Source organism: Streptomyces sp. NPDC058674 (genome assembly GCF_042716505.1).
Taxonomy (GTDB): domain Bacteria; phylum Actinomycetota; class Actinomycetes; order Streptomycetales; family Streptomycetaceae; genus Streptomyces.
This window is the reverse complement of record NZ_JBHXSC010000088.1, coordinates 1-25316: the sequence shown is the minus strand read 5'-3', so window position 1 is coordinate 25316 and position 25316 is coordinate 1. Positions and strand designations below refer to the sequence as shown.

At 72.2% G+C, this 25316-nt stretch carries 22 protein-coding genes and 2 tRNA genes; 3 read left to right on the top strand and 21 right to left on the bottom strand.

Annotation, left to right across the window (positions count from 1 at the left end; all coding sequences use genetic code 11):
• Positions 1-11 precede the first annotated feature (11 nt).
• From ACFWU6_RS30590 to ACFWU6_RS30555, 8 genes are all read right to left on the bottom strand, one after another.
• A tRNA-Ala gene (locus ACFWU6_RS30590) sits at positions 12-84 on the bottom strand.
• 131 nt (positions 85-215) lie between these two features.
• Positions 216-449 (bottom strand): hypothetical protein, encoded by a 234-nt coding sequence (locus tag ACFWU6_RS30585; protein ID WP_008738908.1) that lies wholly within the window; start codon positions 447-449, stop codon positions 216-218.
• Between the two features lie 143 nt (positions 450-592).
• A tRNA-Ala gene (locus tag ACFWU6_RS30580) sits at positions 593-665 on the bottom strand.
• 124 nt (positions 666-789) lie between these two features.
• On the bottom strand, positions 790-1446 hold the full coding sequence (locus ACFWU6_RS30575; RefSeq protein WP_383811128.1) for a histidine phosphatase family protein: 657 nt from the start codon (positions 1444-1446) through the stop codon (positions 790-792).
• A complete protein-coding gene (gene rsfS, locus ACFWU6_RS30570; protein WP_383811116.1) occupies positions 1443-1886 on the bottom strand; it encodes a ribosome silencing factor in 444 nt (147 codons plus the stop codon). The genes ACFWU6_RS30575 and rsfS overlap by 4 nt, the downstream gene beginning before the upstream one ends.
• Before the next feature lie 119 nt (positions 1887-2005).
• The gene (locus tag ACFWU6_RS30565; protein ID WP_383984321.1) at positions 2006-3769 is read right to left on the bottom strand and encodes a LytR C-terminal domain-containing protein; all 1764 of its coding nucleotides are present in this window, start codon (positions 3767-3769) and stop codon (positions 2006-2008) included.
• A 24-nt stretch (positions 3770-3793) separates the two neighbouring features.
• Positions 3794-4411, bottom strand: a complete 618-nt coding sequence (gene nadD / locus ACFWU6_RS30560) for a nicotinate-nucleotide adenylyltransferase (protein WP_383811110.1) — start codon at positions 4409-4411, stop codon at positions 3794-3796.
• A gap of 84 nt (positions 4412-4495) precedes the next feature.
• Positions 4496-4663 (bottom strand): hypothetical protein, encoded by a 168-nt coding sequence (locus tag ACFWU6_RS30555; RefSeq protein ID WP_383811107.1) that lies wholly within the window; start codon positions 4661-4663, stop codon positions 4496-4498.
• Between the two features lie 140 nt (positions 4664-4803).
• On the opposite strand from ACFWU6_RS30555, the gene ACFWU6_RS30550 reads away from it, so the two are divergent.
• On the top strand, positions 4804-5880 hold the full coding sequence (locus ACFWU6_RS30550; RefSeq protein ID WP_383984318.1) for a M48 family metallopeptidase: 1077 nt from the start codon (positions 4804-4806) through the stop codon (positions 5878-5880).
• Here the strand turns inward: ACFWU6_RS30550 and ACFWU6_RS30545 are convergent.
• The 7 genes from ACFWU6_RS30545 to ACFWU6_RS30515 form a co-directional block, all read right to left on the bottom strand.
• Complete coding sequence (locus ACFWU6_RS30545) at positions 5861-7015, bottom strand: hypothetical protein (RefSeq protein WP_383984315.1); 1155 nt, start codon at positions 7013-7015, stop codon at positions 5861-5863. The genes ACFWU6_RS30550 and ACFWU6_RS30545 overlap by 20 nt on opposite strands.
• A gap of 68 nt (positions 7016-7083) precedes the next feature.
• The gene (locus ACFWU6_RS30540; protein WP_383811099.1) at positions 7084-7626 is read right to left on the bottom strand and encodes a hypothetical protein; all 543 of its coding nucleotides are present in this window, start codon (positions 7624-7626) and stop codon (positions 7084-7086) included.
• A 75-nt stretch (positions 7627-7701) separates the two neighbouring features.
• The gene (locus tag ACFWU6_RS30535; protein WP_383984312.1) at positions 7702-8985 is read right to left on the bottom strand and encodes a glutamate-5-semialdehyde dehydrogenase; all 1284 of its coding nucleotides are present in this window, start codon (positions 8983-8985) and stop codon (positions 7702-7704) included.
• Positions 8986-9049: 64 nt separating this feature from the next.
• Positions 9050-9517, bottom strand: a complete 468-nt coding sequence (locus ACFWU6_RS30530) for a hypothetical protein (RefSeq protein WP_383984327.1) — start codon at positions 9515-9517, stop codon at positions 9050-9052.
• 34 nt (positions 9518-9551) lie between these two features.
• Positions 9552-10679 carry a glutamate 5-kinase gene (gene proB, locus ACFWU6_RS30525; protein ID WP_383811094.1) on the bottom strand — a complete coding sequence of 376 codons (1128 nt, stop codon included), beginning with the start codon at positions 10677-10679 and terminating at the stop codon, positions 9552-9554.
• 76 nt (positions 10680-10755) lie between these two features.
• A complete protein-coding gene (locus ACFWU6_RS30520; RefSeq protein ID WP_383984309.1) occupies positions 10756-11184 on the bottom strand; it encodes a GtrA family protein in 429 nt (142 codons plus the stop codon).
• Positions 11181-12188 carry a glycosyltransferase family 2 protein gene (locus tag ACFWU6_RS30515; protein WP_383984306.1) on the bottom strand — a complete coding sequence of 336 codons (1008 nt, stop codon included), beginning with the start codon at positions 12186-12188 and terminating at the stop codon, positions 11181-11183. The genes ACFWU6_RS30520 and ACFWU6_RS30515 overlap by 4 nt, the downstream gene beginning before the upstream one ends.
• Before the next feature lie 136 nt (positions 12189-12324).
• Between ACFWU6_RS30515 and ACFWU6_RS30510 the strand changes: the two genes are divergently transcribed.
• Together ACFWU6_RS30510 and ACFWU6_RS30505 are read left to right on the top strand one after the other, a co-directional pair.
• Positions 12325-15234, top strand: coding sequence for a CDP-glycerol glycerophosphotransferase family protein (locus ACFWU6_RS30510; RefSeq protein WP_383811085.1), 2910 nt, complete (start codon positions 12325-12327; stop codon positions 15232-15234).
• On the top strand, positions 15231-16403 hold the full coding sequence (locus tag ACFWU6_RS30505) for a glycosyltransferase (protein ID WP_383811083.1): 1173 nt from the start codon (positions 15231-15233) through the stop codon (positions 16401-16403). The genes ACFWU6_RS30510 and ACFWU6_RS30505 overlap by 4 nt, the downstream gene beginning before the upstream one ends.
• Before the next feature lie 133 nt (positions 16404-16536).
• Here ACFWU6_RS30505 and galE read toward each other — a convergent pair whose 3' ends face one another.
• From galE to ACFWU6_RS30475, 6 genes are all read right to left on the bottom strand, one after another.
• Positions 16537-17517 (bottom strand): UDP-glucose 4-epimerase GalE, encoded by a 981-nt coding sequence (gene galE, locus ACFWU6_RS30500; protein ID WP_383984303.1) that lies wholly within the window; start codon positions 17515-17517, stop codon positions 16537-16539.
• Positions 17518-17568: 51 nt separating this feature from the next.
• Positions 17569-19185 (bottom strand): glycosyltransferase family 2 protein, encoded by a 1617-nt coding sequence (locus tag ACFWU6_RS30495; protein ID WP_383812905.1) that lies wholly within the window; start codon positions 19183-19185, stop codon positions 17569-17571.
• Between the two features lie 70 nt (positions 19186-19255).
• Positions 19256-20701 (bottom strand): GTPase ObgE, encoded by a 1446-nt coding sequence (obgE, locus tag ACFWU6_RS30490; protein ID WP_383812907.1) that lies wholly within the window; start codon positions 20699-20701, stop codon positions 19256-19258.
• 181 nt (positions 20702-20882) lie between these two features.
• On the bottom strand, positions 20883-21137 hold the full coding sequence (gene rpmA / locus ACFWU6_RS30485) for a 50S ribosomal protein L27 (protein ID WP_048480572.1): 255 nt from the start codon (positions 21135-21137) through the stop codon (positions 20883-20885).
• A gap of 13 nt (positions 21138-21150) precedes the next feature.
• Positions 21151-21471: a 50S ribosomal protein L21 gene (gene rplU, locus ACFWU6_RS30480; RefSeq protein WP_030159347.1), complete on the bottom strand. Its 321-nt coding sequence runs from the start codon at positions 21469-21471 to the stop codon at positions 21151-21153.
• A gap of 281 nt (positions 21472-21752) precedes the next feature.
• Positions 21753-25313: a ribonuclease E/G gene (locus ACFWU6_RS30475; RefSeq protein ID WP_383984324.1), complete on the bottom strand. Its 3561-nt coding sequence runs from the start codon at positions 25311-25313 to the stop codon at positions 21753-21755.
• Positions 25314-25316: the final 3 nt, after the last annotated feature.

Below are 25316 nucleotides of genomic sequence, written 5' to 3'. Positions count from 1 at the left end.
CTTCTTCACTGTGGAGCTAAGGAGAATTGAACTCCTGACCTCCTGCATGCCATGCAGGCGCTCTACCAACTGAGCTATAGCCCCTCGTACTGCCTGCCGCCCGGCTTCCCTCGTCCGGTCCCCCTGGCGACGTCCCAAACATTACACGGTCATGGCCCTGGTCCAAAAATCGGTTTCCGCCGACCATGGGCCATGCCCGTTTTGGTGTGAATCGGTCACGCTCTGGCGAACTGGTAGAACCGCTTGAGCGTGCAGTGCTCGTCGAGCAGCCGGCCGTAGATCGGCTCCCCTTCCAGCTCGCGGTAGGTCTCGATCGGGTCGCCCTTTATGATCAGCGCCCGCGCGCATTCCTCGCACCAGTACTGGTAGTCGGGGTTGACCGGGTCCATGTCCCGCACGATCGGCGTGCCGTTGTTGCACCAGTCGCACCGCCGCCGGTGTGCACCCATCCGTCAGCGACTCCCTCCCGCGTCGGGCCGTCGTGTCCCCCTCCGGCGGTCCGATTCTGCCATGCCGGTACGCGCCCGGTCAGCAAGCGCAAAGGGTGCAATAGCAAGAATCCCGCCCCCTGTTGGGGACGGGATTCTGAATGTGGAGCTAAGGAGAATTGAACTCCTGACCTCCTGCATGCCATGCAGGCGCTCTACCAACTGAGCTATAGCCCCGCTCTCCGCGGCGCTCCCCCCGTCTCCGGTGTTCTGCGCTGCGAACAAGAAGAACTCTAGCCTGCGACCAGCCGGAAAGTGAAATCCGGGCGGCTGCCCCGGCAGGAGGGCTGCGGGGAGCCGATCAGTCGTCGTCGCCGAGGACCGGCTCGGGCAGCGTGCCCGCGTTGTGCTCCATCAGACGCCAGCCCCGAGCGCCTTCGCCCAGGACCGACCAGCAGCAGTTGGAGAGCCCGCCGAGGCCCTCCCAGTAGTACGAATCCAGTCCCAGGAGGCGGCCGATGGTCGTACGGATCGTGCCGCCGTGGCTGACGACGACGAGCGTGCCGCCGGGCGGCAGCCGGCTCGCGTGGTCCAGCACCACCGGCGCCGCGCGGTCCGCGACCTCGGTCTCCAGCTCCCCGCCACCGCGGCGGACCGGCTCGCCGCGCTTCCACGCCGCGTACTGCTCCCCGTACTTGCCGAGGATCTCGTCGTGCGTGAGGCCCTGCCACTCGCCCGCGTACGTCTCGCGCAGCGCCGAAGTGTGCTCGACCTCCAGGCCGGTGACGGCCGCCAGCTCGGCGGCCGTGGCCGAGGCCCGGCCGAGGTCGGAGGCCACGATGGCGTCCGGCTTCAGTGAGGCGAGGAGCCGCGCGGCGCGGCGCGCCTGCGCCACACCGGCCTCGGTCAGCGCAATGTCCGTGGAGCCCTGGAAGCGGCGCTCCAGGTTCCACGCGGTCTGGCCGTGGCGCCACAGGACGATCTTCCTGCTGGACTTGCCCGGGGTGCTCGTGCTCAGAACAGATCACCGTCCACGTCGTCGCCCTGCGCCGCGCGCAGCTTGGAGTGCTCCTCGGCCTTGCCGAGGGTGAGCTTGGCGTCCTCGGGGAGCTCGATCTCGGGGCAGTCCTTCCACAGGCGCTCCAGCGCGTAGAAGACCCGCTCCTCGCTGTGCTGGACGTGGACGACGATGTCGACGTAGTCGAGCAGGATCCAGCGGGCGTCGCGGTCGCCCTCGCGGCGCACCGGCTTGGCGCCGAGCTCCTTGAGCAGGCGCTCCTCGATCTCGTCGACGATCGACTTGACCTGGCGGTCGTTGGGCGCCGATGCGAGCAGGAAGGCATCGGTGATTGACAGCACGTCGCTGACGTCGTACGCGATGATGTCGTGCGCGAGCCGGTCGGCCGCGGCCTGGGCGGCGGCGGTGATGAGCTCGATGGAGCGGTCCGTGGCGGTCACTGGCCATGCTTTCGGGTTGGCGGGCAGATCCTTACAAGGGTCTCATGTACCGCCGACACCGCCCGCGCGGAACGTCCCGCACGGGCGCTGCCCGGCCCCCGATCCCGCCCCGTGCCTGGTCAGGACGGTTGGTAATCCTTGCCCAGGACCACCACGACGTCCGCGTTCACGGCGTTCTCGGCCTTCTTGACCGCCGTCTCGGGCAGGCCCAGCGTCTTGGCGACCTCGACCGCGCGGTCCCGTTGGGCGTCGTCCTGGTAGGTGATCTGCGAGGCGGCCGCCGACTTGTCGGCCCTGCCGCCGTCCACGAAGGTGTAGCCGCCGTTGAGCAGCGCCGCCCTGGCCGCGCCCTGCGCCTTGTCGTTGCCCGTGGCGTCCCTGAGGCCCACCCGGGGGGCGGCGCCGGGCTGCGCGGCCGTGACGGAGCCGCCGAGCACCTCCTTGACGACCTTCTTGTTGGCCTCGTCCGTCAGGGAGCCGTCCGGCTTCACCGCGAGCGCGTCCGTCCGGTACGCACCCGTCTTCGCGTGCTCGCCGAGCCGGGACAGCAGGGCGCCGAGCGTCTGGGCGTTCAGCGCCGGGTCGAGGATCTGCCCGATGCTCTCGACCGTGACCGCCGCGGCCCCGGGGTCGCCGGGGATCTTGCGCAGCACGCCGTACAGCACCTTGCCCATGCGCTCCTGCTGCTTGGCCTCCGGCTCGCCCTGGGCGCGGTACGTGGCGTAGGCGACCGCCATGGAGCCGCTCAGACTCTGCTTCTGGCCCTGCCCGACCGCCGGGGTCTTGGCGGCGTCGTCCGCGGGGACCGCGACGTCGGTGTCGGCCTCGATGCCGCCGACCAGCTCGACCAGGTTCTCCAGGAAGGGCGTGTCCAGCCGCCACGTGCCGCCGATGCGGGTGCCGAGCACCGAGTCGAGGGATTCCCGGGTGCCGAGGCCGCCCGCCTCGACCGAGGTGCCGAGGGTGGTGCCGGTCCCGTCCGCCGCGGGGATGCCGAGGGCGTTCGGCAGCAGGACGGTGGCGCCCTGATCGGCGGTGACGTTGTCGACGAGCAGCGCCGAGGAGGTGCCGCCCCTCTTGGTGTTGTGCAGGTGGACCACGATCATGTCCCGCTTCTGGGCGCCGGGGGCGGCCGCGGCGGCCGCGCCCTTGCCGGGACCGTCCAGAAAGGGCAGCTTCCCCGCGTACCAGAGGTAGCCGAGGCCGGCGACGGTGAACAGGGCGAGGACGACGATCAGCGCCACCACCCGGTTGCGGCCGCGGCGGCGGGCCTCCTCGCGGCGCTCGGTCCGGCTCTCGGTGAACTTGAGCCAGTCGATGACGTCCTCGGAGTCCTCGTCCGGCTGGTCGATGAAGGCGAACTGCTCGGTGCGGTAGTCGTCGGCGCCGGGGCCCGCGGCGGGCCGGCGCGGCCCGGGGACCTGCGCCGCGGCCGGCTCCGGCTCGGGCCGGGCGACCGGTGCGGGCTCCGGCGGCGCCGGCGGGGCGGCCTGCTGCGGGATCCACTGCTGGGTCTGCTGCTGGGTCTGCTGGGTGTCGTACCCGTGGGCGGGGCCCTGGGCGTACCCCTGCTGCGGGTATGCCTGGGCGGGCGGCTGCTGGGGGTCGTACTGCTGCTGGTCGTAGCCGTACGTCGGCTGCTGTCCGTAGGCCTGGGGGTCATAGGCCTGCTGCTCGTACGCCTGCTGGTCGTACCGCTGCTCGTACGGCTGCTCGTACCGCTGCTCGTACCGCTGGTCGTACTGCTGCTGTTCGTGGGGAGGGGCGGGCGGGGCCGGCCGGGCGGGCGCCTGCCCGTAGAGCGGCCGTCCGTACGCGTCGTAGCCGATGAGCTGCTGCTCCTGGGCCGCGTACGGGTCGTACGCGTCCTGTCGGTCGTTCACCGCGGGGCCCCTCTCTCCGGAAGCTCAGGCTCCCCGGTACAGCTCACGCTTGTCGATGTAACGCACGACACCGTCGGGCACCAGGTACCAGACGGGATCCGCCTTGGCGACGCGCGCCCGGCAGTCCGTGGACGAGATGGCCAGCGCGGGCACCTCGACGAGGGACACGCCGCCCTCGGGCAGTCCGTCGTCGGTGAGCACGTGACCCGGGCGGGTGACGCCGATGAAGTGGGCGAGCGAGAAGAGCTCGTCGGCGTTCCGCCAGGTCAGGATCTGCGCGAGGGCGTCCGCACCGGTGATGAAGAAGAGGTCGGCGTCGTCGTTCAGCGCCTTCAGATCGCGCAGGGTGTCGATCGTGTACGTCGGTCCGCCGCGGTCGATGTCGATGCGGCTGACCGAGAACTGGGGGTTCGAGGCCGTGGCGATGACCGTCATCAGATAGCGGTCCTCGGCGGCGGACACGGCTCCCTGCGACTTCTGCCACGGCTCACCGGTCGGTACGAACACCACCTCGTCGAGGTGGAAAAGGGCGGCCACCTCGCTGGCGGCCACCAGGTGTCCGTGGTGGATCGGGTCGAATGTCCCGCCCATCACGCCGAGCCGGCGCTTGACCGGGCCGGTAGGCACTTCCTGCTCTCCCATGAGCGCAGAGCCTACTGGCCCGGTGGCGCGGCCCGGACCCCCGTGCGCACACCCGGTGGCACGGACGCGGAAGGGCGCGGCGCCCTAGCGGTCGCGGTTCAGGCGGGTGGTCACCCAGAGCATCAGCATCAGGATGCCGAACGCCGCGCCACCGGTCAGGTACGGGTTCAGGCTGTCGTGGCTGCCGCTGTGCTGCCCGGCCCCCTCCGCGGCGAGGACGACCAGGTTGTGGGCGGTGGAGGAGAGGCTCATCAGGCAGATACCTATCGAGTCGGGGAGCGGGCGGAGACTTCGCTCACATCGTATGCGGGGGCCTGGGGCACGCTCACGTCGACTCAGGCGTTGGAGAGGATAGACGCAAGGGCAAGCAGGTCGATCCAGGGGAGGGCGCCATGACGGCGACAGGCTTCGAGAAGGCACCGGCGCGGGACCGCAGGAGGTTCCCCGGTATTTCCTCGCGGGCGTACGAGCATCCCGCGGACCGCTCGGCGCTGGTGGCGCTGCGCAGGCTGACCGGCTTCGACACGGTGTTCAAGGCCCTGAGCGGGCTGCTGCCGGAGCGGAGCCTGCGGCTGCTGTTCCTGTCGGATTCGGTGCGGGTGGGCGAGACGCAGTTCCCCCACCTCAACACCATGCTCCGCGACGCCTGTTACATCCTGGACCTGGAGAAGGTCCCGCCGATGTACGTGCAGCAGGACCCGAAGCCCAATGCCATGTGCATCGGGCTGGACGAGCCGATCATCGTGGTGACCACGGGCCTGGTCGAGCTGCTCGACGAGGAGGAGATGCGGGCGGTCGTGGGCCACGAGGTGGGCCACGCGCTCTCGGGGCACGCCGTGTACCGCACGATCCTGCTGTTCCTGACGGGCCTGGCGCTGAAGGTGGCGTGGATCCCGCTGGGCAATGTGGCGATCATGGGGATCGTGACCGCCCTGCGGGAGTGGTTCCGCAAGTCGGAGCTGTCGGCGGACCGCGCGGGGCTGCTGGTGGGGCAGGACCTCCAGGCGTCGATGCGGGGGTTGATGAAGATCGCGGGCGGCAACCACCTGCACGAGATGAACGTGGACGCCTTCCTGGCCCAGGCCGAGGAGTACGAGTCCAGCGGCGACCTGCGCGACTCCGTCCTGAAGATCCTCAACGTGCTGCCCCGCACGCACCCCTTCACCGCGGTGCGCGCGGCCGAGCTGAAGAAGTGGGCGGAGACCCGCGACCACCAGCGGATCATGGACGGCCACTACCCGCGGCGGGACGAGGACAAGGACACCTCGGTGACGGACTCGTTCCGCCAGTCGGCCACGCACTACGCCGACGCGGTGCGCACCAGCAAGGACCCGCTGATGAAGCTGGTCGGCGACATCGCGGGCGGCACGGCCGACCTGGGCGGCAAGCTGCGCGACAGGTTCACCGGAGTCGGCGCCAACGGCAGTGGCACGGCGGACCGGGGCGGGGCTACGGAGCAGCAGGGCTGACGGGCGCGGTCGGCGCGTCCCCGGTCGGCGCCGCCAGCACGCCGCACAGTCCGGCCGTGCGGCGCGGGTGGCCGTGGGCGTACGGGTCGCTCGCGGCCGGACCCACGGTGGTCGGGACGGCCCCCGCCGGCAGCGGGCGGAAACCGGCCGCCGGGTCGGCGGAGCAGTCCTGCGGGCCGGCCATCACGTAGGCCGAGACCAGCTCCGCCCGGCGGGCGGCCAGGTCATCGCCGTCGAAGCGCAGCCGCAGCTCGCGCCGGACGGTGAAGAGCGAGGCGCCGTCGGCCGCCGCCGGGACTCCGGCGGCCGGCCGCACGGCGTACACGAAGGTGTGGTCGGAGGTCACCTCCAGCACGTCGGGGGCCACCTCCTCGAAGGCGAGGATTCCGCTGACGCGCACCTGGGGGACGGCCACGACCGCGGTTCCCGGGTCGAAGCGGACCAGCCAGCCGGTCGCCGCGTGCCGTCCGTCCCCGGAGGGCGAGGCCATGCTCCGGTCGAACTGCGCCAGCTGGTCGGGGTCCAGCAGGACCCGCACCGGGCGGGAGGCCGTGCCGGCCAGGACATCGGGGTCGAGCGAGGACTGCACCAGGTAGTCCTTGGCGACGGACAGGGCGACGGCCACCTGGCCGTCGGTGAAGTGGGCCGTGCGGCGCACGGCGGGCATGCCGATGCCGACCGCCCCGATCCGGTAGTCGGCCGCCGGGCTGTTCGCGTACAGGTCGGCCGGCCGCCCGCCGGGCACGGGGCTGCCGGGTGCCAGGGGCACGACGGTGCTCGTGAACGGCTGGGCGACACCGTCCGGCGGGGGGACGTACGGGTTGCGCAGCCCCATGTAGACCGCGGCGGCGAAGACCATCGCGATGAAGAGCACCAGCAGCCGGCCCTGCCCCGCGCCCCGGCGGGGCGCCCCGCCGCGGGAGCCCGGGCCGCCCGCGCCCGCCCAGATGGAGCGGCTGCGTACGGCACGGGCGTGCTCGCCCATGCGTTCCTGCGCGGAGTACTCCTGGAGCCTGGCGGCCCGCACGAAGTCCTCGTCGAACACCACCGACCGGTACTCGTCCGACCGGAACTCGTCGTCGCCCCCGCCGCCGTCCTCGGGGGTTCCGTCAGGTGGGTCTTGTGGCACGGCCATCGCTTCTCCCCGCTGTCCCCGCTTCAGAGAAGCCCCCGGCTCCGGCGAACGCGAGCGGGGTCGTACCTTCAGGGTTGGCGGCCGACGGGGTCCATAAACGCGCCGGCGCCGCTGACTTCCCCCAAAGGGGTGCTGGCGGGGACCGGAGCGGGGTCCGCCTCGCCGGCGGCGCTGCGGTAGACGGCGCTGAAGGCGAGCGCGATCATGCCGAGGCCCATCACGAAGGCGAGGACCCAGGCGACGGGGCGCAGCCAGGGCGAGCGCCCGCGGTAGGGGCGCAGGCTTCCGCCGTACGCCCCGTAGGGGCCGTCGGAGTGGGCGTGGCGGTCGCGGTCCCAGCCGTCGTCGCCGTATCCGTCGGGGTGGCCGTAGCCGTAGGCGTCGTCGTCACCGGTCCAGCCGCCCGCCACGGCGGCCCGGGCCGCCTCTGCCTCGGCGCGCGCCCGGTCGGCGGCCCGCTGGCGCTCGGCGGCGCTCGGTTCATGGATTCCGGCGTTCCGGACGAAGGCCTCGTCGAACACCACGGAGGCGAAGTCGTGATCCGCGCCTCCGCGGTCGTCGTCGGGCTCCCCGTCGTCCGGGAACGGCTTGCCCCCCACGTCGTCCGGCACAGCACCAGCGTAGACCTGGGGACGTGCTTTGGGCAGGGTGTCCGCCCGATCCGGCCACCCGGCGACCCGGGTCGGCTACCGCACGTGACCGTCGCCGGTGACGATGTACTTGGTGGAGGTGAGCTCCGGAAGGCCCATCGGGCCCCGGGCGTGCAGCTTCTGGGTGGAGATCCCGATCTCCGCGCCGAAGCCGAACTGGCCACCGTCGGTGAACCTGGTGGAGGCGTTCACGGCAACCGTGGTCGAGTCGACCAGCTGGGTGAAACGGCGGGCCGCGGCCTGCGAGGTGGTCACGATCGCCTCGGTGTGGCCGGAGGTCCAGCGGCGGATGTGGGCGACGGCGTCGTCGAGGGAGTCCACGACGCCGGCCGCGATGTCGTAGGACAGGTACTCGGCGGCCCAGTCCTCGTCGGTGGCGGGCAGCGCGGTGACCTTGCCGTTCTCGGCCGCGGCCAGGACCCGGGCGTCGCCGTGGACGGTCACTCCGGCTTCGGCGAGGGCGTCGAGGGCGCGCGGCAGGAAGGCGTCGGCGATGTCGCGGTGGACCAGGAGGGTCTCCGCGGAGTTGCACACGGAGGGCCGCTGGGCCTTGGAGTTGACGAGGATGTCCACGGCCATGGCCAGATCGGCCTGGGCGTCGACGTAGACGTGGCAGTTGCCGGTGCCGGTCTCGATGACCGGGACGGTCGACTCCTCGACCACCGTCTTGATGAGGGAGGCTCCGCCGCGCGGGATGAGTACGTCGACGAGGCCGCGGGCGCGCATCAGCTCGCGGACGGAGTCGCGGGACTCGCCGGGGACGAGCTGTACGGAGTCGGCGGGCAGGCCGGCGCTCTCGACGGCGTCGCGCAGGATGGCGACGAGCGCGGTGTTGGAGGCGTAGGCGGAGGAGCTGCCCCGCAGGAGGACCGCGTTGCCGGACTTGAGGCAGAGGGCGGCGGCGTCGACGGTGACGTTGGGGCGGGCCTCGTAGATGATGCCGACGACGCCGAGCGGGACGCGGATCTGCCGGATGTCGATGCCGTTGGGCAGGGTGTTGCCGCGGACGACCTCACCGACGGGGTCGGGCAGGGCGGCGACGTCGCGGACGTCGGAGGCGATGGCGGCGACGCGCTCGGGGGTGAGCGTGAGGCGGTCGATGACCGTCTCTGCGGTGCCGGCCGCCCGCGCCTTGGCGGTGTCGGTGGCGTTGGCCTCGATGATCTCGGCCGTACGGGCCTCCAGCGCGTCGGCGATCGCCAGCAGGGCGGCGTCCTTGACCGAGCGCGGGAGCGGGGCGAGGGCGGCGGCGGCCGTGCGGGCGGCTCGCGCCGTGGCGAGGACGGGCGAGGTGGCGGTGGCGTCGTCGAGCGAGGTCATGCGGCCAGGGTAGTCCCCGGCCTGGCCGCGGCCGGTGGGGTTCCACCCCCCGAGACGGGGGGGGTCAGTACGGGTGGACGCCGACCGGGTGGGCCGGGGGCGGGCCGTAGCCCTCCGCCACCCGCTGGTGGTAGGTCGCGCGGTCGATGACCTCCAGGCCGACGATCTCCCAGGGCGGGAGCTGCGCCGAGGAGCGGTGCTCGCCCCAGAGCCGCAGGGCGACGGCCGCCGCGTCGTGGAGGTCGCGGGCCTCCTCCCAGTAGCGGATCTCCGCGTGGTCGTCGGCGTACCGGCTGGTCAGCAGGAAGGGGTGGTCGTGGGCCAGTTGTTCCAGGCCGCGCCGGACCTCGGACAGCGGCGCCGGCTTGCCGGAGACGCTGAGGGTCACGTGCCACAGGCGGGAGTCGTGCTCCGGCTCCTGCCCGTGCCCGCCGCCCTCGCCGTCCCCCGTGCCGACGCTGGTCAGCGCTCGTCTCACCAGCCGCCTCCTGTCTCCGCCGCGCGCGTCCGCCCGCCGTTCACAGTTGACCAGTCCCGGGGCACCCGCGCTGCGGTTTTACCGAACCTCAGCCCTCCAGCAGGACCAGATCGTCACGGTGGACGACCTCCCGTTCGTACGCGGGTCCGAGTTCCCGAGCGAGCTCGCGGGTGGAGCGGCCGAGGAGCTGCGGAAGCTCCTTCGCGTCGTAGTTGACGAGGCCCCGCGCGACCGCCCGGCCGGAGGTGTCGCGCAGCTCCACCGGGTCCCCCGCGGTGAAGTCGCCCTCGACGGCGGCGATGCCCGCGGGCAGCAGGGAGCTGCCGCGTTCGGTGACGGCGCGCACCGCGCCGTCGTCGAGCACGAGGTGTCCCTGCGGGGTGGAGGCGTGCTGGAGCCAGAGCAGCCGGTCGCCGGAGCGGCGGCCGGTCGCGTGGAAGTGGGTGCCGGTGGCCCGCCCGGACAGGGCGTCGGCGGCCTGGCTGGCGGAGGTCAGCACGACGGGGATGCCCGCCGCGGCGGCGATCCTCGCCGCCTCGACCTTGGTGACCATGCCGCCGGTGCCGACGCCCGCCTTGCCGGCGCTGCCGATGGAGACGTGCGCGATGTCCCGCGGTCCGCGGACCTCGTCGATGCGGGTGGTGCCGGGCAGTGAGGGGTCGCCGTCGTAGAGGCCGTCGACGTCGGAGAGCAGCACCAGCAGGTCGGCGCGGACGAGGTGGGCGACGAGGGCGGCCAGCCGGTCGTTGTCGCCGAAGCGGATCTCGTCGGTGGCGACGGTGTCGTTCTCGTTGACGACCGGCAGCGCGCCCATGGCGAGCAGCTGGTCCAGGGTCCGGTAGGCGTTGCGGTAGTGCGCGCGCCGGCTGGTGTCGTCGGTGGTGAGCAGCACCTGGCCGACGCGGACGCCGTAGCGGGCGAAGGAGGCGGTGTAGCGGGCGACGAGCAGCCCCTGCCCGACGCTGGCGGCGGCCTGCTGCCGGGCGAGGTCCTTGGGGCGGCGGCGCAGGCCGAGCGGGGAGAGCCCGGCGGCGATGGCCCCGCTGGAGACGAGGACGATCTCCTTCTCCCCGCCGCCGCGGGCCTTGGCCAGGACGTCCACGAGGGCGTCCACCCGGTCGGCGTCGAGGCCGCCCGCCGCTGTGGTGAGGGAGGAGGAGCCGACCTTGACCACGATCCTGCGGGCGTCCACGACACCTTGCCTAGCCGTTGACACGTACGTCCCCTTGCCCCTTGCCGAAATGCCTGCCACCTCAATCTACGGGGTGGTCCGCCGGGGCCGCTCGGGGGTTTCAGAGCCTGGACGGGCCGGACCGCGCGGGCTCCGGCCCGGCGTCCCGGGCGGCGCCCGGGACGAGAATCCTGCGGGACAGCAGGAACGTGAAGGGGATGGCCGCGAGTGCCGCCACCAGGGGGGCGATCCGGGTGTCCAGGCCGGCCCAGGAGACCAGGGCGTAGAGGCCCGCCGACTGGACGACGTAGTTGGTGACGTTGGTGAGGGGGAAGAGCAGGAACTTCTTCCAGGTGGGGCGGGTGCGGTAGGTGAAGTAGGTGTTCATGAAGAACGAGCCGACCATGGCGAGCACGAAGGCGGCGGTGTAGGCGGCGAAGTACGGCATCCAGGCGTGCATGAGCAGGTAGAGCGCGTAGAAGGTGCCGGTGTTGACGACGCCCACGAGCGCGAAGCGCAGGACCTGGCCGAGCTGTTCCCGCCGGCTCATCGGGCGGGGCGCCGCGCGCCGGGCTCCACGGCGGCCGTGCCGTCCGCACGGACGACGGGCTCCGCGCACGGGAAGGCGTCGGCCCCGTGGGACTCCTTCACCAGGAAGTGGGGGCGGCGCTTGGACTCGTAGTAGATGCGGCCGATGTACTCGCCGATCAGGCCCAGCATGATCATTTGTACGCCTCCGAGGCCGACGATGATCGCCACGAGGGTGACGTACCCGGGTGACTCGACGCCGTTGGTGGCGGCCATGACCGTGATCCACAGCGCGTACAGGGCCGTCAGGGCGACAAGCGAGACGCCGAGCCAGATCGCGATGCGCAGCGGCCGGTTGTTGAAGGAGATCAGGCCGTCCATGCCGTAGTTCAGCAGGGAGCCCAGCTTCCACTTGGTCTCGCCGGCCTCGCGCTGCGCGTTGCGGTAGTCGAAGTGGACCGTGTCGAAGCCGATCCAGGAGAACAGCCCTTTGGAGAAGCGGTTGTACTCCGGCAGTGCGAGCAGGGCGTCCACCGCGGGGCGGGACAGCATCCGGAAGTCGCCGACCCCGTCGCTGAGCTCCACGTCGACCCAGCGGTTGATGCCCCGGTAGTAGAGGCGGCTCAGTGCGGAGCGGACCTTCTTGTCCCCCTCGCGGGTGCGGCGGGCGATGATCTGGTCGCGGCCCTGGCGGTAGTGGTCGAGCATCGTCTCGATGAGTTCCGGCGGGTGCTGGAGATCGGCGTCCATGATCACCACCGCGTCCCCGGTGACCTCCCGCAGACCGGCGAGCATGCCGGCCTCCTTGCCGAAGTTGCGGCTGAAGGAGACGTAGCGGGTCTGGTCCCGGTGCTCGGCCGCGATCCTGCGGAGCTTGCCGAGCGTGCCGTCCCGGCTGCCGTCGTCGACGTAGCAGACCTCGTACTCCACCGGGAGCCCGTCCAGGACCCGGCGGATCTCCGCGTCGAAGCGGTCGATGACGGCTTCCTCGTTGTAGCAAGGGACGATTACAGACAGCTTCGTCATGAACACTTCCTGCCGGGTCCGAACGGGTGATGTTGGCGACCGGACCCCCCACATGCCTCTCCTGAGACCTATCACGCCTGGGCTCGGCCTGCCGGAGATGGCTGCGGCGCACGGTAGCTTTGACTGGATAAGCGGAATGAGCGGAACGAAACGAATCGAAGGGATCGAGGTGCACGTGCCCGACGTCTCCGTGGTCGTCATCGTCTACAACGACGCAGAGCGTCTGTCGACAGCAGTTCAGTCGGTTTTGGACCAGACCCTGCACGGGGTCGAGGTCGTGATCGTCGACGACTGCAGCAAGGACGGGTCCTTCACCGTCGCCCAGGAACTGGAAGCCGCGCACCCGGGGAAAGTGCGCGCGTTCCAACTTCCGGAGAACAGTGGGGGCTGCGGCGCCCCGCGCAACCACGGCATCCGGCAGGCCGTCGGCACCTACGTCATGTTCCTGGACAGCGACGACGTGCTGGAGCGCAACGCCTGCCGGAACATGCTGGACGCCGCCGAGCGCACCGGCTCCGACCTGGTCTCGGGCATGTGCGTCCGGGTGCACCTCGACAGCCGGTGGGGCAAGACCACCGAGTGGTACCCGTGGATCTACTCGCACACCCGCACGCTGGAGTCGATCACCGAGTTCCCCGACCTGCTGGTCTACGACACCCTCTCCACGAACAAGTGCTACCGGCGCGCGTTCCTGCTGGAGCAGGGCCTGGAGTTCCCGGTCGGCATCCACTACGAGGACCTGCTCTTCTCCGCGCAGGCGTACGTGGCGGCCCGCCGCATCACGCTGATCCCCAACCACGTCTACTACTGGAACGTGGTCGAGAAGGCAGCCGCGAAGTCCATCAGCAACCGGCGCCACGAGATCGCGAACTTCGTCCACCGGATGGAGATCCACCGCCGCGTCGACGAGCTGCTGGCCTCCAAGGGCCACACGGCCATCAAGTCCGCCAAGGACGCCAAGTTCCTCAAGCACGACCTGGTGCTGCACCTGCGCGACCTGCCCCTGCTCGGTGACGCGTACCGCCAGGAGTTCGCCCGTCTGGCCAACGGATACCTCGCCGGGATCGATCCGGCCGCGTACGACAACGTCACGCACCTCCAGGCGATCTGCGCCTACCTGCTGGGCAAGGAGGACTGGGACAACCTCCTCCCGGCCGCCGACGCCATGACCAACAAGGGCCGGCTGTCCTCCCCGCTCGCCCAGCGCGACGGACGCGTCTACTGGTGCGCCCGGCACATCGACGGGGCCGACGGCGCCGAGGCCCGCCGGATACTGGACGTCACCGCGGAGGGCTTCCACACCGCCCCGCTCGCCTCCCTCCAGCTGGGCAACCGCCTCACCTCCTACGAGGACGACGGACGCGGCACCGTCACCCTCTCCGGAGCCGTCGTGAACCCGCTGGGCCGCATCAGCCCCGACGCGGAGCTGAAGGCCTCGCTGGAATTCCGGGCCCGCCGGCAGATCGGGGTGCGGTCCTTCAGCTTCCCGGTGGCAACCGTGCGCCACGCCGGTGACACGATCGAGTGGTCCGGCAGCGCCGACGTCGGCGGCACGGTCCGCCCCCTCGGCATCATCGACGCCGTCTGGGACGTCCGGCTGAAGCTGACGGCCGGCAAGGACCGGGTCACCACCCGCGTCTCGGTCGGCGGCGTCGACCTGGAGTCCGCGGCGCGGCTGCGCGTGCGGCCCCGGCTGACCCGGCTGGTCTCCGACCGCTTCGAGCCGGAGGTCACCAAGAAGGGCAACCTCTCGTACGTCCTGACCGCCGAGGGCCCCGCCGCCGTCCGCACCCAGGCACTGATCAACAACGCCATACACGGCAAGGCCGCCGGCGTGGTCAAGCGGGGCCTGCGCAAGGCCCTGCGGACCCGCCGGAACATGGGCTCCGGCGAGCAGAAGGTCAAGCTCTACCACGAGGTCTTCTCGAAGCTGCCGGTCAAGAAGGGCACGGTCGTCTTCGAGAGCCACATGGGCAAGCAGTACAGCGACAGCCCCAAGGCGATCTACGAGGAGATGGTCCGCCAGGGCGTCCCCTTCGAGGCGATCTGGTCGTACGCGGGCAAGCCGGCCGGCTTCCCCAAGGAGGCCACCCTGGTGCGGCGCTGGAGCTGGGCCTACCTGCGGGCGCTGGCCCAGGCCGAGTACTGGGTCGACAACCAGGGCTTCCCGCTGGCGCTCGCCAAGCGCCCGGGGACCACGTACATCCAGACCTGGCACGGCTCCGCGCTCAAGCGGATGGGCTTCCACGAGCCCCGCACCAAGGCGCAGGGCAAGGCCGGGCAGGACCGCTTCCAGGCGGCCGTCGACCGCTTCGACCACTTCCTGATCCGCTCCGAGCACGACAGCCGCACCCTGGGCAAGGCCTTCCGGCTGCGCGACGAGGTGCTGCTGCGCACCGGCTATCCGCGCAACGACGCCCTCGTCGAGGCGCACCGGTCCGAGGCGCAGAGCGGCGAGCGGGTGCGCGGCCCCCTCGCGGCCGAGCTCGGCATCGACCCGGAGAAGAAGGTGCTGCTGTACGCGCCCACCTTCCGGGCGAACGCGGACGGCACGGTGGAGGGCTTCACCTTCCCCTTCGACGTGGAGGAGTTCGCGGACCTGCTCGGGGACCGCTTCACCCTGCTGGTGCGGACCCACTACCTCAACAGCGTCTCGCTGCCGCCGTCGGTCGCCGGCCGCGTCATCGACGTGTCCCGGCACCACGACATCACCCCGCTGCTGGCCCTGGCCGACGGTCTGATCACCGACTACTCGTCCGTGATGTTCGACTACGCGGTGCTGGACCGGCCGATGGTGTTCTTCGCGTACGACTACGAGAAGTACGCCACCGACATCCGCGGCACGTACTTCGACCTGAAGGAGAAGGCGCCGGGCCCGGTGGTCGCCACGGCCGAGGAACTCCTCCAGGCGCTCTCCGTCTTCGAGGAGGCGGACGCCAAGTACGCGGAGGCGCGCCAGCGGTTCCTCACCGAGTTCGGCGAGTACGACCGGGGGGACGCGGCCCGCCAGATCGTCGAGAAGTTCTTCACCAGGAGCGGCAAGTGAGCCAGCAGACCGCCACCACGGGCGGCCGTGACGTCTTCATCGTCTCCAACAGCGTCGACGAGCTCGGCGGCGTGACCACCTGGTCGCACCAGATGGCCCGGCTGTTCACCGACCGCGGGCACCGGGTGCACGTGGTGGGCATCGCCCCCGTCGCGGAGGAGATCCGGCAGAAGCTGCCGTCGGAGCTGCCGTACGCGACGACCACCCTGTACGCCGCCCATCCGCCGCCGGCGCGCCGGCTGCACGGGCTCAAGGGCCGGTTGAACGCGCCCGAGCGGCGCCGCCAGGCGGCGCGGCGCGCGCAGATGCGGGCCAAGGCCGAGCAGCTCGGCGAGCTGTTCCGGGCGGCCGGTCCAGGCGCCGTCGTGATCGTCACGCAGGTGTGGGCGATGGAGTGGGTGGCCCTCGCCGACACCAAGGGGCTCAGCGTCATCGGCATGAGCCACGAGTCGTTCGAGGCCAGCAAGAAGTCCAGCCGGGGCGAGCGGGTCCGCCGCCACTACCGCGAGGCGGACCGGCTGCTGGTACTGACCGCCGAGGACGCGGACCTGTGGATCCGGTCGGGCATGGAGAACGTCGCCAGCATGCCCAACCCCCTGCCCTTCATGCCGGAGCAGCCCGCTCCGCGCACCGGGAAGGTGGTCGCCAGCGTCGGCCGCCTCGCCTTCGAGAAGGGCGTCGACCTGCTCCTCGACGCCTGGGCGGACGCCGTCCCGCACCACCCCGACTGGGTCCTGCGGATCTACGGGGCGGGAGTCGAGGAGCCGGCGCTGCGGGCGCACTGCACCTCGCTGGGGCTGGACGACACCGTGGAGTGGATGGGCAGCACCGACGACGTGCTGGGGGCCCTGCGCGGGGCCTCGGTCTTCGCGCAGGCCTCTCGGGCCGAAGGGTTCCCGATCACCCTCTTGGAGGCGATGGCCGCGGGCGTGCCGCCGGCCGCCTTCGACTGCGCGCCGGGCGTGCGGGAGATCGTGGAGCACGGCGAGGACGGACTGCTGGCCCGCCTCGGCAACACCATGGAGCTGGCCGGACACCTGCACGCGCTGATGTCCGACCGCGAGCTGCGCGACCGGCTCGGGGACACCGCCTTCCGCTCGGTGCAGCGGTACTCCAGCGCCGAGATCACCGACCGCTGGGAACGGCTGTTCGCCTTCCTGGAGCGCTGATCGGGGCCGATTCCGGCGCTGCTTACGGCGTCGGGCCCGGCGCTGACCCGGCCGCTCACCGCCCCCCCGTCGGTGACACGACGGAAGCCGCCCGCCCCCTACACGTACGGGGCGGGCGGCTTCCGTGGTGCCGTCAGGCCGTGCGGTTGGCCTGCCAGCCCGCCCAGGCGGAGGCGACCATCTCGCGGACGTCGTGCCGGGCCTTCCAGCCCAGCTCGGCGGCGATGCGCTCGGCGGAGGCCACGACCTGCGCCGGGTCGCCGGGGCGGCGCGGGGAGAGGACCGGCGCGCGGTCGTTCCCGGTGGTCTCGTTCATCAGCTCGACCATCTCCCGGACGGAGACGCCCTCGCCGCGCCCGATGTTGACGGTGAGGTCCCTGTGGTCCCCCGCGGCGGCCCACTCGGCCAGCTTGCGGGCGGCCGCCACGTGGGCGTCCGCGAGGTCCGCGACGTGGATGTAGTCGCGCACGCAGGTGCCGTCCGGGGTCGGGTAGTCGGTGCCGAAGATCGTGGCGCCCTCGCCCGCGTCGTAGCGCTCGAAGACCATCGGGACCAGGTTGAAGACGCCGGTGTCGGCCAGTTCGGGGGTCGCGGCGCCCGCCACGTTGAAGTAGCGCAGGCAGGCGGTGGAGATCCCGTGCGCGGCGCCGGCCGCGCGGACCAGCCACTCGCCGGCCAGCTTCGTCGCGCCGTACGGGCTCAGCGGCGCGCATGGGGTGTCCTCGGTGACCAGCTCCACGTCGGGCATGCCGTAGACGGACGCGGAGGAGGAGAAGAGGAAGTTGCGGATGCCCGCGTCAGCCACGGCCTGGAGCAGGACCGTCAGGCCCTGCACGTTCTCGTGGTAGTAGTACAGCGGCTTCTCGACGGACTCGCCGACCTGCTTCTTGCCCGCCAGGTGCACCACCCCGGTGATCCTGTGCTCGGCGATGGTCTTGTCGAGGACCAGCCGGTCCAGGACCGAGCCGATGACCAGGGGGACGCCCTCCGGGAGACGTTCCTCCCTGCCCGTGGAGAGGTCGTCGAGGACGACCACCTCCTCCCCCGCGAGCAGCATCGCCCGGACCACGTGTGCGCCGATGTAACCGGCGCCGCCGGTGATCAGAAACGTCATGTGTGTCTCCCTGGTCTGTCCGTGTGCTGGCTCTGAAGGTCGTCGTGTCCGTCAGCCCGACGCGCGGCCCGCCCTGGCCCGGTCGAGTCGGTTGCGTACGAGGTACAGCGCGCCGGCGGCGCCGGGCGCCAGCCGCAGGGCCAGCGCGCCGGAGCCCGTGCGGTACGGCTGCGTCAGCAGGACACCGTACCGGCTGCTGGGCACGGCCCGGCGGCGGAGCAGGGGGCCCCGGGGGCGCAGAGAGGTGAGCAGGGAGCTCCCGTCCGCACACTCCACGCCCACCGCGACGTTCCACGTCTGGAGCCGGCGCAGGCCCTTCGCGCGGCCGGTGGAGGCCAGCTCGGAGAGGCGGAAGGGGACCACGGCGCTCCAGCCGCCGTCCGCGTCGGGGGTCAGCTCCACCGGCTGCGCGAGCACGGGGTCGCCGCCCGCGCGGGGCAGGAAGCGCAGTTGCGCGCTCTGCGGGACGGCCCGGGCCAGGCGCCCGTACAGGTCGTGCAGGCGGATGCGCACGGCGGCCTTGCCCGCGGGTTCGGCGTCCACGGTCACCGGCAGGCCCTCGGCCGGCATGTCGAGCAGCCCGTCGAGCTCGACCGGGAGTTCCCCGCTCCACACCGGCACCCCCTCGGCGCCGGCCGCGTACGGGGGCAGCAGGCGGGGCGGCTCGGCGGCGAGGCGGGTCAGCCGCTCCACGTCGGCGGGCGGGGCGTCGGTGGCGCGCAACACGCGGACGATCCAGCGGGCGTGCGGGGCGGCGGCCTCGACGTCGGCCTCGGCGAAGGTGCCGAGGTAGTCGCGGGTCAGGGTCCACCAGGCGCGCTGGTACTCCGGGTCCTTGCCGAGCTCGCGCAGGTACATCCGCAGGTCGTACTCCAGGAACTTCACCTGGCAGGCACGGCCCAGCTCCGGGGAGGCGTCGGCCAGGATGCGGGAGGCCGCGCGGTGGGCCTCGATCCGGGAGCGCCAGTTCCCCACGTCCTTGCGGTCCAGGGAGATCGACACCCGGGCGGCGGATCGGCGCACGTGCCAGACGTAGACGAGGTCGCCGGTGACGGCGATGCGGGGGGCGGCGGCCAGTACGCGGGCGGTGAAGACGAAGTCCTCGTAGACGAAGCGGCCGTCGGGGAAGCGCAGGCCGTGCTCGTCCAGGAAGGAGCGCTCGTACAGCTTGTTGACGCACAGGGTGTCGCGGACCAGGCCGAGCCGGTCGGCGGGCCGTTCGATGACGTCCCCCGGGGCGTGCAGGCCGGGCATCCAGGGGACGTCGTGGTGCTGCGGCAGCTCGCGGCGGACGGCCGAACCGACGGTGACCGCGGTCCCGTGCCGGACGGCGGTGCGCACCAGGGCCTCGGCCGCCCCCGGAGGCAGGATGTCGTCGCTGTCCAGGAACAGGACGTACGGGGCGGTGGCGAGCGCGATCCCGTCGTTGCGGGGCGTACCGCAACCGCCGCTGTTCTCCGCGCGGTGCAGGACCTTCAGGCGGGGGTGGACGGCGGCCAGCTCGTCCAAGACCCGCGCGGTGCCGTCGGACGAGGCGTCGTCCACCGCGATGACCTCGGCGACCACCGGGCCCTGGGCGAGGGCCGAGGAGACGGCCTCGCCCACGAGCCCGGCGTCGTTGTACGCAATGATCACGACGGAGACCGTGGGGGTGTTGGTGCTGTTCACCTGGAGAATCCTAGGCGAACGAGGTAAAGGCACCTTCAACCCCGATCCGGTCCCCCTCGGCGGAGGGAGACTAGAACGGCCGGAACTCGTCGTACTCCTGGTCCACCGAGTCGGTGCGCACGGCGTCCTTCTCCCGGCGGCGCTGGGTGGCGGGGCGCGGGGCCTCCAGGCGGTGGTCCTCGCCGCGACGGCCCAGCATCTCGGCGCCGGCCATCATGGTCGGCTCCCAGTCGAAGACGACCGCGTTCTCGTCGGAGCCGATGGCGACGCCGTCGCCGGCGCGGGCGCCGGCCTTGCGCAGCGCGTCCTCGACGCCGAGGCGGTTGAGGCGGTCCGCGAGGTAGCCGACGGCCTCGTCGATGTTGAAGTCGGTCTGGCGGACCCAGCGCTCCGGCTTCTCGCCGCGCACCCGGTAGAGCTCCTCGGCCTCGTCGTAGGTGACGGTGAAGCCGGAGTCGTCCACGGCCTTCGGACGGATGACGACACGGGTCGCCTCCTCCTTCGGCTTGCGGGCGCGCGCCTTGGCGATGACCTCGGCGAGGAAGTAGGAGAGCTCCTTGAGCCCCGTGCGGGACACCGCGGAGACCTCGAAGACCTTGTAGCCGCGTGCCTCCAGGTCCGGGCGGACCATGTCCGCGAGCTCCTGCCCGTCCGGGATGTCGACCTTGTTCAGGACGACGAGGCGCGGGCGCTTCTCCAGGCCGCCGCCGTAGAGCTTGAGCTCTTCCTCGATGACGTCGAGGTCGGCGACCGGGTCGCGGTCGGACTCCAGGGTGGCGGTGTCCAGGACGTGCACGAGGATCGAGCAGCGCTCGACGTGGCGCAGGAATTCGAGGCCGAGGCCCTTGCCCTGGCTGGCGCCGGGGATGAGGCCCGGGACGTCCGCGATGGTGTAGACGGTCGATCCCGCGGTCACGACGCCCAGGTTGGGGACGAGCGTGGTGAAGGGGTAGTCGGCGATCTTCGGCTTCGCGGCGGAGAGCACGGAGATCAGCGAGGACTTGCCGGCGCTCGGGAAGCCGACCAGCGCCACGTCGGCGACGGTCTTGAGCTCCAGGATGATGTCGCCGCCGGTGCCGGGGACGCCGAGGAGCGCGAAGCCGGGCGCCTTGCGGCGCGCCGAGGACAGCGCGGCGTTGCCGAGGCCGCCGCGGCCGCCCTCGGCGGCCACGTAGGTGGTGCCCTGGCCGACGAGGTCGGCGAGGACGTTGCCCTCCTTGTCGAGGACGACGGTGCCGTCCGGGACGGGCAGGATCATGTCCTGGCCGTCCTTGCCGGAGCGGTTGCCGCCCTCGCCGGGCTTGCCGTTGGTGGCCTTGCGGTGGGGGCTGTGGTGGTAGTCGAGCAGGGTGGTGACCGCCTGCTCCACCACCAGGATCACGTCGCCGCCACGGCCGCCGTTGCCGCCGTCGGGGCCGCCGAGCGGCTTGAACTTCTCCCGGTGAACGGAGGCGCAGCCGTGGCCCCCGTTACCCGCGGCGACATGCAGCTCGACGCGGTCCACGAAGGTGGTCATGGTTGTTCCTCCAGATACAGCGGGAATGTCCCGGAAAGCCCGGGGGGCAGGCCTTGCTGCCCGATGTAAACGTCTCTACGTGACAACGCGCCGAGGGCGGACCTCTCTTCCCGGCCTGAGCCGGGAAGAGCTGAGATCCGCCCTCGGGAAGTTCAGTACGCCGTGATCAGCAGGAGCTGGATCAGGCGGCCGGAACGATGTTGACGACCTTGCGGCCACGGTGCGTGCCGAACTCGACCGCACCGGCCTGCAGCGCGAACAGGGTGTCGTCGCCGCCACGGCCCACGCCCGAACCGGGGTGGAAGTGGGTGCCGCGCTGGCGGACGAGGATCTCACCGGCGGAAACGACCTGACCGCCGAAGCGCTTCACGCCGAGCCGCTGGGCATTGGAGTCGCGCCCGTTCCGGGTGGACGATGCGCCCTTCTTGTGTGCCATGTCTCAGTCCCTCTTACTTCGCAGCCGTGGGGATACCGGTGACCTTGATCGCCGTGTACTGCTGGCGGTGACCCTGGCGACGGCGGTAGCCGGTCTTGTTCTTGTAGCGCAGGATGTCGATCTTGGCGCCCTTGTGGTGGTCCACGATCTCGGCCTGGACCTTGATCCCGGCCAGCACCCACGGGTCGCTGGTCACGGCGTCGCCGTCGACAACGAGCAGGGTCGAGAGCTCGACCGTGTCGCCAACCTTGGCAGTGGAAATCTTGTCAACCTCAACGATGTCACCAACAGCAACCTTGTGCTGGCGACCACCGCTGCGCACGATGGCGTACACGCGGATCTCTCTCTCACTCGGGACGGATGCTCCTGAAGCCAGCCGCTCACGCGGGCCGGGGCCCGCGGTGATCCGGAATTGGACGAGCGGCCTCTCACGCACACCGTCCGCTTGCGCGGGCCGTGCGGGAGGAAGGTGCTCAGGAGCGCGACGCACGCTGAACGGAAAAACGTTCAAGACACGCCGACGGTTCAGGGTACGGGGCTGGTTCAGGAGGGTCAAACCGAGCCCCGTACGACCGTGGGCCCCCCCGGAAGGCGGGGCCCACGGTCAGGGAGCGGTCAGGCCTCGGTGGGGGCCGAGACGGACGGGGGCGTCTGCTGCTCCGCCGCCGCGGTCTTCTTCGTGACCCGCTTGGTCGCGGCCTTCTTGGCGGTGGTGGCCTTCTTGGCGGTGGTGGCCTTCTTGGCCGCCGTCGCCTTCTTGGCCGGGGCCGCCTTCTTCGCAGCGGCCGCCTTCTTGGCCGGGGCCTTCCTGGCGGCCTTCTTGGCCGGTGCGGCCTCCTCGACCGGTGCGGCCTCCTCGGCCGCGGCGGCCGGCTCGGTCACCGGGGCCGGCTCGGTCACCGGGGCCTCGACGACGACCACGGCCGCCTCCGCCGCGCCGGCCGGGGAACCGGCGGGTGCGGTGGCCTTGCGGGTGGCGCGCCGGCGCGGGCGGGCCGGGGCGGCGTCCGCGACGGGAGCCTCGGCGGGCGCCTGCACGGCGACGGGCTCGGGCTCGGCCTCGACGACCGGCTCGGGCACCGCGACGGGCTCGGGCACGGCCACCGGCTCCGGGGCCGCCTCGGCGGCCTGGGCCGGGGCGCCCGCCGGGGCGGTGGCCTTACGGGTCGCCCGGCGGCGGGTACGGCCCTTGGGGGCCTCCTCCACCACCGGCTCGGCGACGGCCTCGGCGACCGCCTCCGCAGCCGGCTCCAGGACCTGCTCGGCCGGCTCGGCGACCTGCTCCGCCTCGGCCACGGCGGGCTGGGGCTGGGCCTGGGGCTGGGCCGGAGCCGACGCGCCGCGCGGAGCACCCGCCGGAGCAGTCGCCTTGCGCGTGGCGCGGCGCCGGTTGCGGCGCCCGCTCACGCCGGCCTCGGCCTCGGCCGGGCTGCTGTACAGCTCCTCGTCCGCGACGAACTCCGGCTCGGGCAGAGCCTGGGGCGCGGCGGCCTCGGCGGCCACCTCGGCCTCGGTCTCGAACTCGGTGTCGGCCTCGAACTCGGTCTCGACCGTCTCGACGTCGTGGTCGTGCTGGTCGAACTCCGACTTGCCGCCACGGCGCTTGGCGCGCTTGCCGTTGCCACCGCCGCCGACCACGGTCGGGGTCTCCATGTGCACGATGACGCCGCGGCCGTTGCAGTGGACACAGGTCTCGGAGAAGGACTCCAGCAGACCCTGGCCCACCCGCTTGCGGGTCATCTGGACCAGGCCCAGCGAGGTGACCTCGGCGACCTGGTGCTTGGTGCGGTCGCGGCCCAGGCACTCCAGCATGCGCCGCAGGACCAGGTCGCGGTTGGACTCCAGGACCATGTCGATGAAGTCGATGACGACGATGCCGCCCAGGTCGCGCAGCCGCAGCTGGCGCACGATCTCCTCGGCCGCCTCCAGGTTGTTCCTGGTGACGGTCTCCTCGAGGTTGCCGCCCTGACCGGTGAACTTGCCGGTGTTGACGTCGATGACGATCATCGCCTCGGTCTTGTCGATCACGAGGGAGCCGCCCGAGGGCAGCCACACCTTGCGGTCGAGCGCCTTGGCGAGCTGCTCGTCGATCCGGTACGTCGCGAAGACGTCGACCTCGGAGGTCCAGCGCGACAGCCGGTCGGCCAGGTCCGGGGCCACGTGGTGCACGTAGCCGTGGATGGTCTCCCAGGCGCTGTCACCGCTGACGATGACCTTCGAGAAGTCCTCATTGAAGATGTCGCGCACGACGCGGACGGTCATGTCCGGCTCGCCGTAGAGCAGGCTCGGCGAAGAGGTCGAGATCTGCTTCGACTTCTTCTGGATGTCCTCCCACTGGCCCTGCAGGCGCTCGACGTCGCGGCGCAGCTCGTCCTCGCTCGCACCCTCGGCGGCGGTGCGCACGATGACGCCCGCGTCCTCGGGGACGATCTTCTTGAGGATGGTCTTCAGACGTGCGCGCTCGGTGTCGGGCAGCTTGCGGCTGATGCCGGTCATCGAGCCCTCGGGCACGTAGACCAGGTAGCGGCCGGGCAGTGAGACCTGGCTGGTCAGGCGGGCGCCCTTGTGGCCGATCGGGTCCTTGGTGACCTGCACCAGGACCGACTGGCCGGACTTGAGGGCGGACTCGATGCGGCGGGGCCCGTTGGCCATGCCGAGCGCCTCGAAGTTGACCTCACCGGCGTACAGCACCGCGTTGCGGCCCTTGCCGATGTCGATGAAGGCGGCCTCCATCGACGGCAGCACGTTCTGGACCTTGCCCAGGTAGACGTTGCCGACGTAGGAGGTGGCTTCTTCCTTGTTGACGTAGTGCTCGACGAGGACGTTGTCCTCCAGCACGCCGATCTGGGTGCGCTCGCCGGCCTGGCGGACGACCATGACGCGCTCGACGGCCTCGCGGCGGGCCAGGAACTCGGCCTCCGTGATGATCGGGACGCGGCGGCGGCCCTGCTCGCGGCCCTCGCGGCGGCGCTGCTTCTTCGCCTCCAGGCGGGTCGAGCCCTTGATGGACTGGACCTCGTCGGAAGAGGTGGACGCGGACTCGGTGCGCTCGCGCGCCGGGCGCGGCTCGCGGACCTTGACGACGGTGCGCACGCCGTCGTCCTCGCCCGCTTCGGCGGCGTCCGTACCGGAGTCCCCGGTGCGGCGGCGACGGCGACGGCGGCGACGGCTGGAGCTGGAGCCCAGGGCGCCGTTGTCCTCGTCCTCGTCGTCCTCGGACTCCTCAGCGTCCTGCTCGGCGGCCGGGGCGTCGGCCTCCTCCTCGGCGGAGTCGTCGAGGTCGGCGGACTCGCCGCGACGGCGGCGGCGCCCACCGCGACGGCGGCGGCGCGACGGGCGCTCGCCCAACTCGTCACCCTCGTCGAACTCGGCGCTCTCGTCCTCGATCTCCTCGGCCTCGGCCTCCGGCTCCTCCTCGGCGAGCACCTGCGGCAGCGAGACCGGGCCCGGCTCGGCGGCCGGGGCGGACTCGGCGGCCGGGGCGGACTCGGCGGCGCCGCGACCGCGGCGACGCCGGCGGCCGGCGGGCTGCGGGGCGGGGGCCTGCACGACCTCGGCCTCGACCTCGACGTCCTCGTCGTCCTCGACCTCGTCGGCCGGGGCGGCGGCGGCAGCGGCCAGCGCTGCCATCGCGGCGGTCTCGGGGGTCTGGAACATCGGCTCGGCGAAGACCGGCGCCTGGAAGACGGCCACGGCGGGACGCGCGGCGCGGCGGGCGCGGGCCGGAGCGGCGGGCGCCTCGGTCTCCGCTGCGGGCTGCGGGGCGGCGGCCGGGGCGGTGCCCGTGGACCGGGTGGCGCGGCGGCGGCCGCCGCGCTTCGGGGAGTCCACGGCGTCGGCGACGGTCACCGCACGGGTGGCGACGCGGGGCGCGGCCTCCTCGGTGACGGCGGGGGCCTCGTCGGCGGCGGGGGCCTCGTCGGCGGCGGGCGCGGCGGTAGCCGGGGCGGCCACGGCGCGGGTGGCGCGGCGGCGGGCCCGCGGCGGGGCGGCGGACTCCTCGGCGGGGGCCTCGGACTCGGGCGCGGCGACGGGGGCCTCGGCGGCCGGGGCCGGAGCGGACTCGGCGGTCGGAGCCGGGGCGGCCGGAGCGGACTCGGCAGCCGGTGCCGTCACGGCGCGGGTGGCACGGCGGCGGGCCCGCGGGGCGGGGGCGGCCGGAGCCTCCTCCTCCACGGC

Bases quoted from the DNA above. Each gene is read 5' to 3' on its own strand.
- rpmA (WP_048480572.1), bottom strand. From the start codon at position 21,137: ATGGCACACAAGAAGGGCGCATCGTCCACCCGGAACGGGCGCGACTCC.
- galE (WP_383984303.1), bottom strand. From the start codon at position 17,517: ATGACGTTTCTGATCACCGGCGGCGCCGGTTACATCGGCGCACACGTG.
- ACFWU6_RS30515 (WP_383984306.1), bottom strand. From the start codon at position 12,188: ATGACGAAGCTGTCTGTAATCGTCCCTTGCTACAACGAGGAAGCCGTC.
- obgE (WP_383812907.1), bottom strand. From the start codon at position 20,701: ATGACCACCTTCGTGGACCGCGTCGAGCTGCATGTCGCCGCGGGTAAC.
- ACFWU6_RS30520 (WP_383984309.1), bottom strand. From the start codon at position 11,184: ATGAGCCGGCGGGAACAGCTCGGCCAGGTCCTGCGCTTCGCGCTCGTG.
- ACFWU6_RS30545 (WP_383984315.1), bottom strand. From the start codon at position 7,015: ATGGCCGTGCCACAAGACCCACCTGACGGAACCCCCGAGGACGGCGGC.
- nadD (WP_383811110.1), bottom strand. From the start codon at position 4,411: ATGGGAGAGCAGGAAGTGCCTACCGGCCCGGTCAAGCGCCGGCTCGGC.
- ACFWU6_RS30550 (WP_383984318.1), top strand. From the start codon at position 4,804: ATGACGGCGACAGGCTTCGAGAAGGCACCGGCGCGGGACCGCAGGAGG.
- ACFWU6_RS30510 (WP_383811085.1), top strand. From the start codon at position 12,325: ATGAGCGGAACGAAACGAATCGAAGGGATCGAGGTGCACGTGCCCGAC.
- ACFWU6_RS30585 (WP_008738908.1), bottom strand. From the start codon at position 449: ATGGGTGCACACCGGCGGCGGTGCGACTGGTGCAACAACGGCACGCCG.
- ACFWU6_RS30555 (WP_383811107.1), bottom strand. From the start codon at position 4,663: ATGAGCCTCTCCTCCACCGCCCACAACCTGGTCGTCCTCGCCGCGGAG.
- ACFWU6_RS30535 (WP_383984312.1), bottom strand. From the start codon at position 8,985: ATGACCTCGCTCGACGACGCCACCGCCACCTCGCCCGTCCTCGCCACG.